Origin of the sequence: Psychroflexus planctonicus, assembly GCF_014640195.1 — a bacterium.
GTDB lineage: Bacteria > Bacteroidota > Bacteroidia > Flavobacteriales > Flavobacteriaceae > Psychroflexus > Psychroflexus planctonicus.
Window position 1 is genome coordinate 442,253 of sequence record NZ_BMGM01000001.1, and the last position, 15,859, is coordinate 458,111.

Consider the following 15,859-nt stretch of genomic DNA (forward strand, 5'->3'; position numbering starts at 1 on the left):
TGTTTAACTTAAAGTACTAATGAACAAAATACATGTAAAATTGGTTATTTTAGTTTCGTTAGTTATAATATTAATACTCTTGCGCGAAACCCATGCTCAAAGTTTAAAATTAGCACTCAATTTTAATAACGATAATATTAACAATGTACCAGAAGCACCGATTAACATGTTAATATATGTTGGATTAGTTTTAGGAAGCTATTTTGGCATTAAAAAAATAAAAGCATAAAAGCATGCTGAAACGGTTAAAAAGAATCAATAAGCTCGATATTTTATTATATATTTTATATCTGGCAATTGCTATAATTCTTGTAAACATTATCTTCGTTCTTCAAGAACAAATTCAGCTTGAAAAAGAGCTTGAGTTAATGAAGGAAAACATGTAAAAAAGAGTATAATTCTTGTTAAATCTATCAAAAAACATCACTTTTCAACTAAGGTGGTGTTTTTTTACTAGTAAATCATTTCTTTAAGTATATTTTTATGTTTTTTTGCTAAAACTGAAGCTGAAAAGGCTATTTCTCAATGAGTATAAACGGAAGAAAAGCAGAGGGTAAACCATTGATTATTTTATTAAACTTGAATTCGACAAAGTTTTTAAACTCTCATAAATTTTTGTTGAACTTTTTTCGTTAGTCAACAAAATGTTTTTGTCTTTTTCTAAAGAGTTAGTGCTTTCTATTGATACTATCTTCATATTAAACCTACAAAAGATTATGCTAATTGTTTAGCATAACTGTGTTAATAGACAGTAAACCAGTGTATTTATTTGTACCCTTGTAAAATTAAGTCTACTTTTTAGAAAAACTAAAACAGAGCAATTATGATTAAAAAACTAATATTTACTCTTTTAAGCCTTATGCTAATGAGTACAGGAACAGTTATGTCACAAGGTGACCAGCCAAATGGTTCAGGAAGCAGTGGTGACCCATATAAAATTGCTACTAAGGATAATTTACATTGGCTTTCGCAAAATTCATCTACTGAATGGGATGCCGTTTATGAGCAAACGGAAGATATCGCCTTTGATGTTACCGACTTTGAAACTGATGGAGATTTTTATAACAATGGCAACGGATTCTTTCCTATAGGTAACAGCAGTACCAATTTCACTGGCTCCTATGATGGGCAGGGAAATACCATCGACGGATTGTTTATAGACCGCTCTAACTCTACCCTAAACGGACTCTTCGGCTACATCGGTGATGGCGGCGAAGTGACCAACCTCGGTGTAACGAACATAGACCTCACTGGGCAAAATCAGATGGGAGGCTTAGCAGGTAAAAACAATGGGCTGGTCGAGAACAGCTTCACAACAGGGGTTGTTGATGGTGGAGAGCGAACCGGTGGCCTAGTGGGTCACAACGATGGAACGGGGAAGATAGAAAATAGCTACAGCGGTACAGAGGTTATCGCCGGTAGCCAGGGTAACCAAGAGAAGATTGGAGGTCTGGTTGGGGATAACAGTAATGCAAGCATTAAGAAATCTTACAGCTTCGGTGTTGTAGACCAGGCAGGTGTGGGCTCGGCCGTAGGTGGTCTCACTGGAAGAGAGGACGGCGGCGACGCCATAAACGAGAATAGTTTCTGGGATACACAGACATCAGGACAATCATCATCGGGCGCTGGTTCAGGCAAAACCACTAACGAAATGAAAAATGTTGCTACCTTTACAGATGAAACCAACACAACAGGACTAACTTCGGCCTGGGATTTTGTAGATAATCCCAATAATGACTCGGCGATTGAAGATATATGGAACATCGCTGGTTCGATTAACAACGGATATCCCTATTTGGATAAAGTTGTATCCTATGAGCTTCAGTTCACACTAAACAGTCCAGCGGACGGCAGTACAGGTGTTTCAACACCCCCAGAGCTCGATGTGACAGTCACCAGCTCCTCAGGGAACACTATCAACGTGGAGTTCTACCAAGTTAGTGGATGGGATATAGGAACAGCAAGCTATGATGAAATCGAAATTGACACACAAGACACCGGACCAGAAGGTATTCACTTCAGCGCAGACGGAGTGACCATGTACGTCATGGGCTACAGTGATGAAGAAGTTTATCAATTCTCACTCACTACACCATGGGACCTGTCTACTGCTGTGTTTCAGTATAGCCAGGCAAATGTGAATGCCAATTCCAGCGATCTCTTCGTAAGTCCAGATGGAGAAAACTATTACGAACTTGAAAAAGCCGATGGTGAAATTCATTGGATGGATATGGACGGTGGCGAAATCAGTACGGTCAACATACAAAATATCAATGCAACTATATCTACACAGAGTTCTGACCCAGAAGACATCTATTTCAGTCCAGATGGAACGATGCTGTATGAGCTAAGTAATAGCGATATCTATGAGTACGAACTCTCAACGGCCTGGGACATCAGCACAGCAATCTACAGTAATGTGAGTATTTCCACTCAGGATGCATCTTCAACAGGCCTATTTTTCCATCCAGATGGAGATAAAATATATGAGCTCGGCGATGGCAGTAACCAACTACATCGGTTTAGTCTAAGTACTGCTTGGGATTTATCCACAGCTACACCCGATAATGTTTCAATAGACCTTGACCACGGAGACGCCCACAGTCTCTTCTTTAAACCAACAGGAACTCAGTTGTATTACGTCGGAAGAGACGCCGAAAGAGCTTATTCATATTCATTGAGCAGCACGGGCGAACTGATTGCCAGCGTCCCCAACGTTGATAGTGGTACAGATGCAACCCACACCTGGGAAGGCTTAGATGAATTAACGTACTACGAATGGTACGCTACGGACGACGACGGCTCAATTAATGCCACCTCTGATACCTGGAGTTTTAGGACTTGGAGTCCTATCAAGTGGTCCGGCGAAACAGACTCGCAGTGGAATATTGCCAGTAACTGGTTGGAAGATAATCCTCCAATAAATTCAGATGATGTGCTTATTTTAGGTACTGCCCCCAATATGCCAATAGTATCAAACGATGTTGAAGTAAATAATTTGGAAATTCAAAGCAATGCAGACCTAACAATTAATCCTGATAAAACACTAAAAGTCAATCGTAATATCACCAACAACGGTCAAATCACTTTTAAAAGTGATGTCACAGGCGATAGTTATTTTGATGAATTTACAGGAAACATTTCAGGTACAGGAGATATTGTGTCAGAAAAATATTACCCCGCTAGACGAGCCTTTAGATTGCTATCACCTAGTTTAACAACCTCCACTAGCATTCGGGAAAATTGGCAAGAAGATGCTGCTGCTTGGGACAATGACCCACATCCTGGATTTGGTACACACATTACCGGAATAGGAGAAGAAAATCCAGTACCTGGAACCAATGATGGGTTTAACGGATTTGATTGGCAGCCTTCGGGTAATCCATCCTTGTTTGAGTTTGATAATAGTCAAGGTGCATGGGTGCCTGTAACTAATACCAATAGTACAAATCTTGTGGCAGGAAATCCTTACCGGTTAATGCTGCGTGGCTCTAGAGCTATAGATGTTAGCATTAATGATTCTCCGCCAAGCAACACCATTTTGCGTGAAAATGGTGTCTTAAGTATAGGTGAAATAACCTATAGCGATACTGGGTTTAGTAATGAAGAAGAACATTTTATTTTAATTGGTAACCCTTACCAAAGTATAGTAGATTTAGCTTCAGTTTATCAAAATCCTAGCACATCACATATAAAGACTTTTGTAACTGCTTGGGACCCTACTTTAGGAGGTACGCCAGTAGTTGGCGAGCCTGGTGGTCGTGGGGCTTTTGTGGTAGTAGATTTGCTGAACAATACCACCAATACAGACTCAGAAATAAATAAGTTCCTACAACCCAAACAAGCAGTTTTCTTTTACGCTGATGGTACAGGTACCCCGAGTATTGTTTTTAATGAAGAGGATAAAGCTACAAGCCAAAACCCCAATCAGGTATTTAATGGAGATACAGACTTTAAACTAAATTTGCTATTGTATGACGAAAGCTCCTTTAATCAAAACAGTACTTCTCGCGATGCCTTTTTAATTCGCTTTAAAGAGCATAGAAACAATGCAATTGATACAAATGATGCTCCAAAACCCAATAATTTAGATGAAAATCTCGCACGTCTACATGGTAGCACCTTATTAGCCATAGAAGAACGTAATTTACCGATACATGGAGAAAACTTAGGTTTGTTTATCAGTCAATACCAAAATACAAATTACGTATTTAAAGCTATCATTGAAAATCTACCTGCCAATACAGAAGCCTATTTAGTAGATCATTATTTAAATGAAACTCATGTATTAAGTGATGGAATTACCACTGTTAATTTTTCAATAGACCCTAGTATAAATGCAAGTACAGCTTACAATCGATTTAGTTTAAGCTTTGGTTTAGATAACCTTAGCGACATTGTTTTTAATAAAAAAGAGCTTCAGGTGTACCCAAATCCAAGCGAAGGGGTTTTGAATATACAGAGTTCAACAAACTTTGAGCGAGTAAGCGTTTACAGCTTAGATGGCAAATTAATACTTCAAGAAAATAAAATAAGTTCAGCTAACTACACTATAGATTTAGGTATGTTGGAATCAGGTGTGTATATAATAGAAGTAGAAGATGAGATACAACAGATTACTAATGCAAAAGTGATTATTAAGTAATAAAAATATAATTGTAGGCAGACAAAAATACAGAATTGATATTTAAGCTTCATAAATGCTTTTAAATCCGCTATAAATTTCATTTTACTCAATAGCATGGTTTGAATATTGTTAACAGATGGCGAAGCGTATCACTTTAGCATAGATGCCAATGTGGCGGAATCGGTAAATGCTTTACATTTTTCCCTAAAGTTTGATACAGAAACCATGAGCATGGAAGATGTGGGCAAAAAGTTGTTTAGCCTCTACCCTAACCCAGCGGTAGGTGTAGTGCAACTAAAAAGCAACTTGCGCTTAAGCTTATGCCATTTAGAGTCTGGTTTATACATTGTACAACTTACCGACCAAGAAGGCAATAGCTACACCCAAGAATTAATTAAAAAGTAAAGAGATCATGCAGAAATTAAATATAAAATTAGGTATCGCAATTAGCTTACTTTTCATATTAGTACTCATGCCTGAAGCACAAGCACAGAGTTTAGAAGATGTATTCGATTTTGATAACGACAATGTAAACGATGTGCCCGAAGCACCGATTAACATGTTAATATATGCCGGATTAGTTTTAGGTAGCTATTTTGGTATTAAAAAAATAAAAGCATAAAGCCATGCTAAAACGGTTAAAAAGAATCAGTAAGCTAAATGTCATATCCTATATTTTATACCTAGCTATTGCTATAATTCTTGTAAACATTATCTTCGTTCTTCAAGAACAAATTCAGCTTGAAAAATAACTTGAGTTATTAAGGCAAGGGATGTAAAGATAGTATTGTGAGTTATTTTTAAAACCACCTTTTACGCAAGTAAGGGTGGTTTTTTTAGCAAAAAATAGTTGAAAAAATCAAATAAAGAATTTGAGAAAAGCATATTTAATCCTTGATATTTGGTTAATGGGATTAACCTACTTCTATTCTTTTTCAGTATGAATTGATTGAACAAACTTGGTTGGAGTAGTATTGGTCATTCTTTTAAACGAACGATAAAAGGTGTTTTTTGATTTAAACCCAGATTTTGTAGCAAGGTATTCGATCCCATAAGTATTCAAAAAATCGGGAGTTAGTAGTGTAATACTATAGTTAATTCTAATTTCGTTAATCCATTCATTGTAACTTGAGTACTCAGAATTGATTAAGCTTGATAATTCTTGTTGACTAAGTTGAAGTAAACCTGACAATTTGGTAATGGTTAAATCTACATCAATAAAATAAGCCTGCTCTTCAACAACTTTTGTAAGTTCAGATAATTTGTTTGTTTTTTCAATTTCGTCATTTGGATCTTCTGCTTTAAAATATTTTAGCTTTAATAAGATATCTTGCTTCCATAAAAGGTAAATACTTAAGGTAAAAAAGAAACCTATAGTAAGAATTGCAGGTAGTTTATTTAAAAAAGAATCTTGGGCTTCTTCAGAAATTCCAGGCAAAGTAAATATCGTAATAAAAAGACTCAAAGTAAAAATAGTTTGAAGCAAGGTAAAATTAAACCCCCACTTATATAATTTTTTGTCTTTTTGTTTTAATGCCTTAGCATCAGCAGAAAAAATTAAAAACCATTGTAACACCAGATAAAAGAAAGGATGTACAAGCCTGCCAATACTGTTGACATATTCGGGTATAATACCTATATTATCTGTATAGGTTAAACTAAAGTCTGAAATTATTAAGCTTACGTAAGCTTCTTTTTCTTCTATACCTATAAAATAAAACTTTAGATAAGAAATTAGAAATAAGATAAATGGAGTAAAGTGAAGCCAATCAAATAACTTAATTTGGGTGTTTTTAGAAATGATAAAACGCAAATGAAAATAAGCAAATGGGGCTATTAAATAAGTTATGGGCGCAGGGATTTTATAGAGGTATGGAACATATAAAATATACTCATACTTAATGAGCAAATAGAAGCTAAAACAAAATGCATTTAGCACAAAGTAAAGGGCTAATGCGTTAGTATGTAGTTTATGGTGTAATGGCTGTAACTGAAAAAACAAATAAAATCCAACGATAAAGGATAAAACAATATTTAAAAAGTAAATTAAATCTATAATCATAAACGTAATATTCAATTTAAGCAAATAAACCAATCAAATTAGTTTCATAATAGCCTTTTGACACTTACAGAAACTGTTTTGTAGTAAATAATTTACGAAGATAGCTTAAAATTGTATTTAAATATATTTAGATGATGTTGAGTTGGAAGAATTATAAAAAAGAAGTTTGATATTAAAAATTGGAAACGGTAAAGTTTTCACGATAAAAAATGGAAATTTAGTAACACTGATAAAAGTTAAATGAATAAGAAAAACAAATTATTGAGCCTAGTCTTGATTTTAATAAGTTTAAGCGCATTACAAGCCCAAGTGGGAATAGGAACCACCAATCCCGATGCCTCAGCTGGTTTAGATGTTAATTTTAATGACAAAGGCTTTTTACCTCCCCGTCTAACTACTGCACAGCGAGATGATAATATAGTAAATCCCGCTGAGGGACTAACGATTTATAATACGGATCAAAAGTGTTTACAGTGGTACGATGGGGCAAAATGGTATGATGGATGCAACGGCTATATACCAGGGGCCTTATCAGACTGTAGCACCCCTGGATTTATACCTCCCTTTTTAACAGCAGATGAAACCATGGTGAAGGACGTGACCAACCCAAATACTGGTAAGACATGGATGGACAGAAACCTAGGCGCTTATAATAAAGCGAGGTCATCTACAGATTGCTGGGCGTATGGTAATCTCTACCAGTGGGGTCGTAATTCGGATGGGCATGAATCACGATTATTAGATTGTACTACCGGTGACTGTTTTGATGCGGGTCAAGATAATGCAACGCTTCCAGCTACAGCAGCAGATGTGACCGACCCAACCTTTGCGGGTAAATTTATTTATAACACGGATTTCCCCTATGATTGGCATCAGGACAATCCAGACAACACACTATGGACAAGTGCAGGCGGCACCAACAACCCTTGCCCTGATGGCTACCGAGTACCAACAGAAGCTGAATGGCAAGCAGAAAGTGATGATGGAAGTTGGTCTAATGCAACTGATGCCTTTAATTCAGACCTAGCCTTGACCTTAGCAGGCCGCCGTTTAGAATACTATGGTGGTGTGTTTGACGGTGTTGGCAATTACGGCTTCCATTGGACTATTACCGTTAACCCCTTCGGCAACTATTATCGGATTACAACCTTCGGTGATACTTTTTTCGCTGGTAGCTGGGTACAACGTGCTACCGCTGGCTCCGTCCGATGCATTAAAAACTAGAGTTACTTAGTAAGTTCTAAGAATTAAGTACAATCAAGTTAGAAATAAGAATTGAAATACGCAAACAGGAAACTTCAATGAAATAGCAATTTTTAATTGCGTAATTGCATGCCCACTCTGTCTATTTAGACAGCTTAGGGAATGAATCCCGAGAGCAGTGCGATTCGGGAAGAAAACCGACAACAGACAACAGAAAACCAACAACCGTCAACCGACAACCGACAACAGACAACAGAAATTAAAATGAATAAACAATAATATTGTTAGACACCATTCAGGAAAATGCTTTAATGTGGGGTAAATTAACTAACCAAATTCCCTGGTCTGGTGCACAACAAAAGAAACCTATTAATCTGTTCATTAATAGCAGAAGTTATTCTCCTTCCCAAAATTAAACCCAAAACAAAGAAAAGTAGTGTCAAAATAGCTTTTTGATACTACTAATCATTCAAATAAGAATAAAAAAATGAGTGCTTCTTTATTTTTGTCAAAACAATAAATCAGAGTTTATTCTAAATAACAAAATAAAAACAAAGATGAAAATGAAAAATACCTTCTTCACCTTAGTAGTAGTTCTAATAAGTTTAAATCTAGGATTAGCCCAGGTAGGAATAGGTACAACAATCCCAGACGAATCAGCTGAACTTGAATTACAAAGCACCGAAAAAGGCTTTTTACCTCCCCGTCTAACTACTGCACAGCGAGATGATAATATAGTAAATCCCGCTGAGGGACTAACGATTTATAATACGGATCAAAAGTGTTTAAATGTATATGTTGGTTTAGGCTGGCGTAACCTTTGTGCTGTTGTTGGTGCTAATGATGTAGTTAATCCTCAAACTGGGAAAATATGGATGGACCGTAACTTGGGAGCTACCCAAGTAGCCATTGCTTTAGATGATGCAGATGCTTACGGCGACCTGTACCAATGGGGAAGAACAGCCGATGGACATGAAAAGCGGAACTCACCAACTTACAGTGCTGTTCTATCAACCGATGGGGTTTCCAATTTTAATAATGATCCAGCTAATGCTTGGGATGGTGAATTTATTTTACGCGATAGCGGTGCTAATAATTGGGTAGATCCATCTGTATCTGGGGTAGATAATTTATGGCAAGGCGTAAACAGTGCAAATAACCCCTGCCCTACAGGTTACCGAGTGCCTTCCGAAGCCGAATTAAATGCAGAACGTTTAAGTTGGAGCAGTAACAACGCAGCCGGCGCTTATGCCTCGCCGCTTAAGTTGCCCGTAGCAGGCAGCCGTCGCCGCCTTAATGGTGGTTTCTTCTATGTTGGCTTCTTCGGCCGCTATTGGTGTAGTACCGTTTCAGGCGCAGATGCCAGGCGTCTCGGCTTCAAAGGTTCTGGTGGCAGTATGGGTTCCCGCAACCGTGCTAACGGTCTTTCCGTGCGATGCCTTAAGGATTGAGAATAGTAATAAGTACAAAGTAGTAAGAAATGAGATGTGAGAAATTAGAATTGAAATACGCAAACAGACAACAGAAAACCAACAACCGAAAACCAACAACCGAAATTAAAATAAATAAACAACACTATTGTTAGTCACCATTCAGGGAAAATAGACCTCATCTGAAGTCTTGAGTTAACTAACCAAATTCCCTGAATTGGTGCACAACAAAAAAAACCTATTAATCTGTTCATTAATGGCAGAAGTTATTCTCCTTCCCAAAATTAAACCCAAAACAAAGAAAAGTAGTGTCAAAATAGCTTTTTGATACTACTAATCATTCAAATAAGAATAAAAAAATGAGTGCTTCTTTATTTTTGTCAAAACAATAAATCAGAGCTTATTCTAAATAACTAAATAAAACAAAGATGAAAATGAAAAATACCCTCTTCACTTTAATATTAGTACTTATAAGTTTAAATACAGGATTAGCCCAAGTAGGGATTGGAACAATAGACCCAAAAACCACCTTACAAATAGAAGGTGAACCCACAACGACAACTACCGCAGACGGGGTTCGCGCTCCAATGCTAACGCTTGCTGAATTAGATGCTAAAATTTCGGCCTATGGGTCCGACCAAGATGGAGTAATTGTGTATATCAATGATGTTTCCTCCGCTTCTACGGAAACAGAAACGGCCAACATTACCAAAACAGGCTATCACTATTACGATGCATCAAATGATGTTTGGAGAGCTATGGCAAAAGAACCAACCACCTACTCCTTAGGCGACTTTGCCCAGGGTGGTATCGTTTTTTGGGTAGATGAAACTGGGCAACATGGTTTGGTAGCTGCAAAAGAAGACCAAAGCACAGGAATACAATGGAACAACGGAACAGATAGATATACTGGTTCAATTGGAGACGGATTGTATGCAGGTGCAATGAATACTGCTATGATAGTAGCTACTCAAATGGCAGATAACCAAACAGGCAATTTTGCAGCAAAAGTTTGTGCCGATTATTCTGTTACTACAAGTGGGGTAACTTATGGCGATTGGTACCTTCCGTCTAGAGATGAACTAAATAAAATGTATTCCATGAGATCATTAATTAATAATACTGCTACATCGAATGGTGGTAGTATTTTTTTTACAGGTAGCGATTCTAAACCGTATTGGAGTTCTACAGAAAGTACTAATATTTTTTCTAGAAGTAGATATTTTTCTTTCAACTTTCAATTAGGTAATAGTAAGTCAAATCTTGGCAGAGTGCGGTGTATAAGAGCTTTATAAAGTGAACATAAAAAAACAAACTTATGACTACAACATATTTTAACTTGAAAAAACAAGTAATTTCTATTTTTATAATCCTATTCTCACTTAATCTGAGTATAGCACAAGTAGGGATTGGAACAACAACCCCAGATGCCTCTGCAAGCATAGAATTGCAAAGCAACACCAAAGGCTTTTTACCGCCTCGGATGACCACCGCAGAACGGGATGACATTTCTAGCCCAGCTGAGGGATTAACCATTTACAACACCAGCAACAAATGTTTGGAGTTTTATAACAGTGATGATGATTGGATAAGTGCTTGTAGTGGACAAGTTGTTACATCTCCTGCAATAGGGATGAATTATGAAGGTGGAATTATATTTTATGTATTACAGCCAGGTGATCAAGGTTATGACCCTAATGTAGTCCACGGACTTATAGCTTCAACATCTGATCAAAGTGAAGGGATAAGATGGAATCGGTTTGATCAACAATATGTACAAACAAATGCTTCTGAAACAGCCATCGGAACCGGATTATCAAATACAAATGCAATAATTTCTGCACAAGGCACCCCCCCTGAGAATTATGCTGCAAGTATTGCAAGCGCCTATAACGGCAGTGGGTTTAATGATTGGTATTTACCTAGTAAAGACGAATTAAATTTAATGTATAATAACAAGAATCTCATTGGTGGGTTTGCAAACTGGTTTTATTGGTCCTCATCTGAATCTTCAGGGACAATATCCTGGAATGCAGCATATATTCAACGTTTTGATAACGGCCTTCAACAAGATACTTGGAGAGATGGTACTTATAGAGTGAGAGCTATTAGATCATTTTAATTATTGAATAGGTGTTATCAATTTCAATAGTTTAAAATGGAAAAAATGATTTTCACTCTATTTTCGCTCGCCTTCTTAGGCTTGAGCACCACCAACGCCCAGGTAGGTAATGGCACAACAATCCCAGATGCTTCTGCTATTTTAGATGTAGAAAGCACAAATAAAGGCTTTTTGCCTCCCCAGCTAACTGACGTAATCAAGACTACAGCTTTGTAGCTAACTTGAGTAACTTAGGTGATGTGCAGGTATATATGGTAAATACGTATTTAGGTACGGAGACTTTGTTAACAGATGGAGAAGCGTATCACTTTAGTGTGGATGCCAATGTGGTGGAATCGCTAGATAGTCAACGTTTTTTCTTAAAGTTTGATGCAGAAACCATGAGCATGGAAGATGTGGACAAAAAGTTGTTTAGCCTCTACCCTAACCCAGCGGTAGGTGTAGTGCAACTACAAAACAACTTAGCCTTAACAGACAAAGCAAATGTAGCTGTTTACAACATGCTAGGACAACAAATGCAATTTAAAGCAGAAGCAATGAGTAATAACAACTTGCGCTTAAGCTTAGGCCATTTAGCCTCTGGAGTGTACATTGTACAGCTTACCGACCAAGAAGACAATAGCTATACCCAAGAATTAATTAAAAAATAAAGAGATCATGCAGAAATTAAATATAAAATTAGGTATCGCAATTAGCTTACTTTTCATGTTAGTACTCATGCCGGAAGCACAAGCACAGAGTTTAGAAGATGTATTCGATTTTGATAACGACAATGTAAACGATGTGCCCGAAGCACCGATTAACATCTTAATATATGTTGGATTAGTTTTAGGTAGCTATTTTGGTACTAAAAAAATAAAAGCATAAAAGCATGTTGAAGCGATTAAAAAAAATCAATAAGCTCGATGTGGTATCCTATATTTTATATCTAGCTATTGCTATAATTCTTGTAAACATCATCTTCGTACTTCAAGAACAAATTCAGCTTGAAAAAAACTTGAGTTATTAAGGCAAAGATAATAGTGTAACACTTAATGTGAATAAGATTTTAGTTGCTTAGGTAATTCATTTAACTATATTTGTAGAATATTTATTACACAAATATGGAATTATTAAAAATTATTTTTTCATTTTTAATAAGTATTTTTTTAAGTTTTGCTTGTTTTGCACAAGATAGTGTCTTAAAGGAAAGACAGGATGAAGCTTTTGAGCTTATTTTTTCAGACCCTGAAAATGCACTTAATAAAATTGATTCTCTGAACAAGCAAAACAAGCTTCTTCGACCCGGTAACCAAAGTAGAAATCTCTCACTGAAAGGTGTATATTATGGAGTTCAAAACGAATTAGATTCGGCAGTTTATTACTTTCAAAACGCCTTAAAAATTATTCCTAAAGAAGATGATTTTTATCCTAAGCTGGTAAATAACCTTGCTATTACTTACAAAAAGAAAGGAGATTATCAAAAAGCTTTAAACTTATTATTAGAAGCCTTAGAGGTGGCTTCATCTACAAACAATCTAGATGCTCTTCAAAAAATCTATAGTGAAATGTCATCGTGCTATAGAGCACTAAACAACTACAATCTAGCAGTAGAATATAGTTTAAAATCTATTGAAACAGAAAACAAAAAAAAACAACCCAATGCTAAAAGTATAGCTTTTGAAAAACAGAAAACAGCTAATTTGTATGGTTTATTAGGCAACTATGCTTTCGCTGAAAATATTTATCAAGAAATTATTGGTTATTTTAATGAAAGTCCTTACAAAGATGCTAATATTTCTACCTTCCTAAATTACGCCAATGCACTTATAAAACTTGACAAAACTAATGAAGCATTTGGTTATATAGGAGAAGCTAAAAAAGCACTCAAGGATTTTAAAAATGATGAATTATACGCTTTTTTAAAACTTACAGAAGCTAACTATTATGCATCTATCAACCAAAACAATAAGGCTAAAAAGTGCTATGAAAAATCATTAGCGAGTTTTGATCAACACCAAGATAATTACTTGAAGACAGTTAATGAATACCTTAATTTTTTAAGTAAAAATAATTCTTTTGATGAAATAGTAAATTTATCTAAAACGGTTGAAGTAAAAGATTTAAGAAAATTTGGGGTGCTCGATTTAATTGAATACAAAAAAAATATAGGTGAAGCTCATGAGAACTTATTTAAGTTTGACGAAGCTTCAGCCTATTACAAAGCTACTATACAGCTAAAAGACAGTCTTCAGAAATTAGAAAATTTTCAAATTGCTAAAGACTTACAAGCTAAATACCAAAATGAAATTATTAATCAACGCAATACCATATTGAAAGAACGGGTGGTATCCGAAACAAGAAAAACACTTGCTGTTTTAGGTTTTTCTTTAGCCGTTGGTATTCTATTAACAAGTCTTATGTTTAGGTACAGAATTCAGCTGAAGAATAAAAATAAATTAGCCACAGCCTTAGAAGATAAATTAAGAGCAGAAAACGAGTTATTAAATTTAAAAGATGCCTTGCTTGAACAGCAAAAAAAAGAATTGCTGTCTAAATCCTTTGAAAATATCTCTCTAGAAAAAAAGATTGCTAAAATTAGCCATAAAATACCATATATAGACCAAGATACATCTAATGAGATAGAAGCGGTAAAAAGTATGATTTCTCCAAAAGATGAGCTAAATAAGCTAAAATTTGAATTTGAGCGATTGTACCCTTATTTTAATGAAGAAATTTATGAATTTTTCCCTAAGTTATCAAAAGATGATGTGCTTTTCTTATCTTTTATTAAGCTTCAATTTACTTATAAAGAAATAGCTACCATTCTTAATATTACTCATCAAAGCGTTATTTCTAAAAAGTACAGAATTATTAAAAAAATGAAGCTTAGCAGTGAACTAGATTTGTATGAGTTTATTGCTAAAGAGTTATATAAGTCCTAAATGCAAACAAAAGCCCAATAAAATTTACAATTTAATAGTTAGTCTCATTGTTCTAAAGATTTTACTAATAACCTGAGTTTGATTATTCCATTTTTATCTAATACTAGGTATTATTAAATTACTTGAACAAAAGCACAAAAACTTTTCTCGAGACACACTTGTGTTTGAACAAAACCACAAGTGCTTTTTGATACTGCGATGTAATAAAAACAAATTAAAGCTTAAAACTAACAAATCAAAATCTTACATGCTATGATATACAATGAAATCTAATTGCATAGTTTAAATGAATTGCCATATAGATATTACATAGACAGAAACACCCATTTCTTTAAAAAACCTTATATTCAGTTAGTTACATAAGTTAAATTTTCAATTTGTCTATACAATATCTATATAGACTATCTCCTATTAACCAATTATATGATGTAAAATTGTTCTCAATAGAAGACAAAAAAATAAGAAACCCTTTATTTTTTTGCACCTATCCGCTCTAGGTGAGTGAAATCAAGAAAATAATGCTGCCTTATTGTTCCGTGAAATACGAAGTTAATTTATACGGGATAGGGTCGGGATGAAACTGATTTTCAGTAAATAAATTTTCGTCATGTACTAAAAAAATTAACCTAAAAAATCAATATCAAATGAAAATAAAACGATTAAAAAACAGCACTATTTCGAAGGAAGTATCAAAAGGCCTGTTAGCTTTATCATGTATTGCTTTATTTGGCTTTAACAACTCCTATGCTCAAATAGGCATAGGAACAACATCACCTGATGATTCAGCTATTTTAGAATTGCAAAGTTCGAACAGTGGTTTTTTACCACCGCGCTTAACGAATGAGCAAAGAGACTTGTTAACTACCCCTGCAAATGGTTTAATGATTTATAATTACAGCTCGCAATGTGTTCAAGTTTTTAACGCACTACATTGGTTTGATTTATGCACCAAAGAAGAAATTATAAAACCGCTATTCGCAGAAGTAAATGAAAATGGAACAATCAATTTACAAGCTCCTGAAGGTTATGTTTTTAATGAAGTTTCATTTGCGAGTTACGGAACTCCAACAGGAAGCAACGGTGATTATCAACTAGGTTCTTGTCATGCAGCTAATTCCGAGAGCATAGTTGAAAATCTTGCTTTAGGTAATAATTCATTTTCGATAAGCGCAAGCAATGGCGTTTTTGGTGATCCGTGCGGAGGTGTGGTTAAAAAACTCTTCCTAGCTATTAGTTATGCTAAATTGTTGTAGTCTGCTCAAATAAAGTCGTTAAGTTGATGTCACAAGTTAAAGAAGAAAAAATGAATATAAAATTTAGTGTTAAACGAATAAATAGAAATAAAATGAACAAAACAATTACCCTTATCCTATTGAATATTTTCTTAGGGGTATCTAGTATGAACTCTCAAATAGGCATAGGAACAACATCACCTGATGATTCAGCGATTTTAGAAGTAGAAACAAACAACAAAGGCTTTTTACCACCGCG

15 protein-coding genes are annotated in these 15,859 nt (G+C 35.4%); 14 read left to right on the plus strand and 1 reads right to left on the minus strand.

Going from position 1 to position 15,859, the window contains the following annotated elements:
• Positions 1-19 precede the first annotated feature (19 nt).
• From IEV72_RS02085 to IEV72_RS02100, 4 genes are all read left to right on the plus strand, one after another.
• Positions 20-229, plus strand: coding sequence for a hypothetical protein (locus tag IEV72_RS02085; RefSeq protein WP_188457412.1), 210 nt, complete (start codon positions 20-22; stop codon positions 227-229).
• A gap of 594 nt (positions 230-823) precedes the next feature.
• Positions 824-4,645 (plus strand): T9SS type A sorting domain-containing protein, encoded by a 3,822-nt coding sequence (locus IEV72_RS02090; protein WP_188457413.1) that lies wholly within the window; start codon positions 824-826, stop codon positions 4,643-4,645.
• 108 nt (positions 4,646-4,753) lie between these two features.
• Positions 4,754-5,032: a T9SS type A sorting domain-containing protein gene (locus tag IEV72_RS02095; protein ID WP_188457414.1), complete on the plus strand. Its 279-nt coding sequence runs from the start codon at positions 4,754-4,756 to the stop codon at positions 5,030-5,032.
• Positions 5,033-5,039: 7 nt separating this feature from the next.
• Positions 5,040-5,249 (plus strand): hypothetical protein, encoded by a 210-nt coding sequence (locus IEV72_RS02100; RefSeq protein WP_188457415.1) that lies wholly within the window; start codon positions 5,040-5,042, stop codon positions 5,247-5,249.
• Positions 5,250-5,552: 303 nt separating this feature from the next.
• Here IEV72_RS02100 and IEV72_RS02105 read toward each other — a convergent pair whose 3' ends face one another.
• Positions 5,553-6,689 (minus strand): helix-turn-helix domain-containing protein, encoded by a 1,137-nt coding sequence (locus IEV72_RS02105; RefSeq protein ID WP_188457416.1) that lies wholly within the window; start codon positions 6,687-6,689, stop codon positions 5,553-5,555.
• A 240-nt stretch (positions 6,690-6,929) separates the two neighbouring features.
• Between IEV72_RS02105 and IEV72_RS02110 the strand changes: the two genes are divergently transcribed.
• From IEV72_RS02110 to IEV72_RS02155, 10 genes are all read left to right on the plus strand, one after another.
• Positions 6,930-7,913 (plus strand): phage tail-like protein, encoded by a 984-nt coding sequence (locus IEV72_RS02110; protein ID WP_188457417.1) that lies wholly within the window; start codon positions 6,930-6,932, stop codon positions 7,911-7,913.
• A gap of 536 nt (positions 7,914-8,449) precedes the next feature.
• On the plus strand, positions 8,450-9,343 hold the full coding sequence (locus tag IEV72_RS02115) for a phage tail-like protein (RefSeq protein ID WP_188457418.1): 894 nt from the start codon (positions 8,450-8,452) through the stop codon (positions 9,341-9,343).
• 413 nt (positions 9,344-9,756) lie between these two features.
• Positions 9,757-10,617, plus strand: coding sequence for an Lcl domain-containing protein (locus tag IEV72_RS02120; RefSeq protein ID WP_188457419.1), 861 nt, complete (start codon positions 9,757-9,759; stop codon positions 10,615-10,617).
• A gap of 23 nt (positions 10,618-10,640) precedes the next feature.
• Complete coding sequence (locus IEV72_RS02125) at positions 10,641-11,444, plus strand: phage tail-like protein (protein WP_188457420.1); 804 nt, start codon at positions 10,641-10,643, stop codon at positions 11,442-11,444.
• 45 nt (positions 11,445-11,489) lie between these two features.
• On the plus strand, positions 11,490-11,660 hold the full coding sequence (locus tag IEV72_RS02130; RefSeq protein ID WP_188457421.1) for a phage tail-like protein: 171 nt from the start codon (positions 11,490-11,492) through the stop codon (positions 11,658-11,660).
• Positions 11,661-11,665: 5 nt separating this feature from the next.
• Positions 11,666-12,094 (plus strand): T9SS type A sorting domain-containing protein, encoded by a 429-nt coding sequence (locus IEV72_RS02135; RefSeq protein WP_188457422.1) that lies wholly within the window; start codon positions 11,666-11,668, stop codon positions 12,092-12,094.
• A 7-nt stretch (positions 12,095-12,101) separates the two neighbouring features.
• The gene (locus tag IEV72_RS02140) at positions 12,102-12,311 is read left to right on the plus strand and encodes a hypothetical protein (RefSeq protein WP_188457423.1); all 210 of its coding nucleotides are present in this window, start codon (positions 12,102-12,104) and stop codon (positions 12,309-12,311) included.
• 236 nt (positions 12,312-12,547) lie between these two features.
• Positions 12,548-14,368, plus strand: a complete 1,821-nt coding sequence (locus tag IEV72_RS02145) for a tetratricopeptide repeat protein (RefSeq protein ID WP_188457424.1) — start codon at positions 12,548-12,550, stop codon at positions 14,366-14,368.
• 644 nt (positions 14,369-15,012) lie between these two features.
• Entirely contained in the window at positions 15,013-15,621 is a 609-nt protein-coding gene (locus IEV72_RS02150; protein WP_188457425.1) for a phage tail-like protein, read from the plus strand.
• Between the two features lie 26 nt (positions 15,622-15,647).
• The coding region (locus tag IEV72_RS02155) for a phage tail-like protein (RefSeq protein WP_505891261.1) at positions 15,648-15,859 on the plus strand (212 nt) is incomplete at its 3' end.

What these genes read in the sequence shown, in the direction of transcription:
- IEV72_RS02125 (WP_188457420.1), top strand. Translation starts at nt 10,641, where the DNA reads ATGACTACAACATATTTTAACTTGAAAAAACAAGTAATTTCTATTTTT.
- IEV72_RS02120 (WP_188457419.1), top strand. Translation starts at nt 9,757, where the DNA reads ATGAAAAATACCCTCTTCACTTTAATATTAGTACTTATAAGTTTAAAT.
- IEV72_RS02150 (WP_188457425.1), top strand. Translation starts at nt 15,013, where the DNA reads ATGAAAATAAAACGATTAAAAAACAGCACTATTTCGAAGGAAGTATCA.
- IEV72_RS02105 (WP_188457416.1), bottom strand. Translation starts at nt 6,689, where the DNA reads ATGATTATAGATTTAATTTACTTTTTAAATATTGTTTTATCCTTTATC.
- IEV72_RS02140 (WP_188457423.1), top strand. Translation starts at nt 12,102, where the DNA reads ATGCAGAAATTAAATATAAAATTAGGTATCGCAATTAGCTTACTTTTC.
- IEV72_RS02145 (WP_188457424.1), top strand. Translation starts at nt 12,548, where the DNA reads ATGGAATTATTAAAAATTATTTTTTCATTTTTAATAAGTATTTTTTTA.
- IEV72_RS02110 (WP_188457417.1), top strand. Translation starts at nt 6,930, where the DNA reads ATGAATAAGAAAAACAAATTATTGAGCCTAGTCTTGATTTTAATAAGT.
- IEV72_RS02090 (WP_188457413.1), top strand. Translation starts at nt 824, where the DNA reads ATGATTAAAAAACTAATATTTACTCTTTTAAGCCTTATGCTAATGAGT.
- IEV72_RS02130 (WP_188457421.1), top strand. Translation starts at nt 11,490, where the DNA reads ATGATTTTCACTCTATTTTCGCTCGCCTTCTTAGGCTTGAGCACCACC.
- IEV72_RS02085 (WP_188457412.1), top strand. Translation starts at nt 20, where the DNA reads ATGAACAAAATACATGTAAAATTGGTTATTTTAGTTTCGTTAGTTATA.
- IEV72_RS02115 (WP_188457418.1), top strand. Translation starts at nt 8,450, where the DNA reads ATGAAAATGAAAAATACCTTCTTCACCTTAGTAGTAGTTCTAATAAGT.
- IEV72_RS02100 (WP_188457415.1), top strand. Translation starts at nt 5,040, where the DNA reads ATGCAGAAATTAAATATAAAATTAGGTATCGCAATTAGCTTACTTTTC.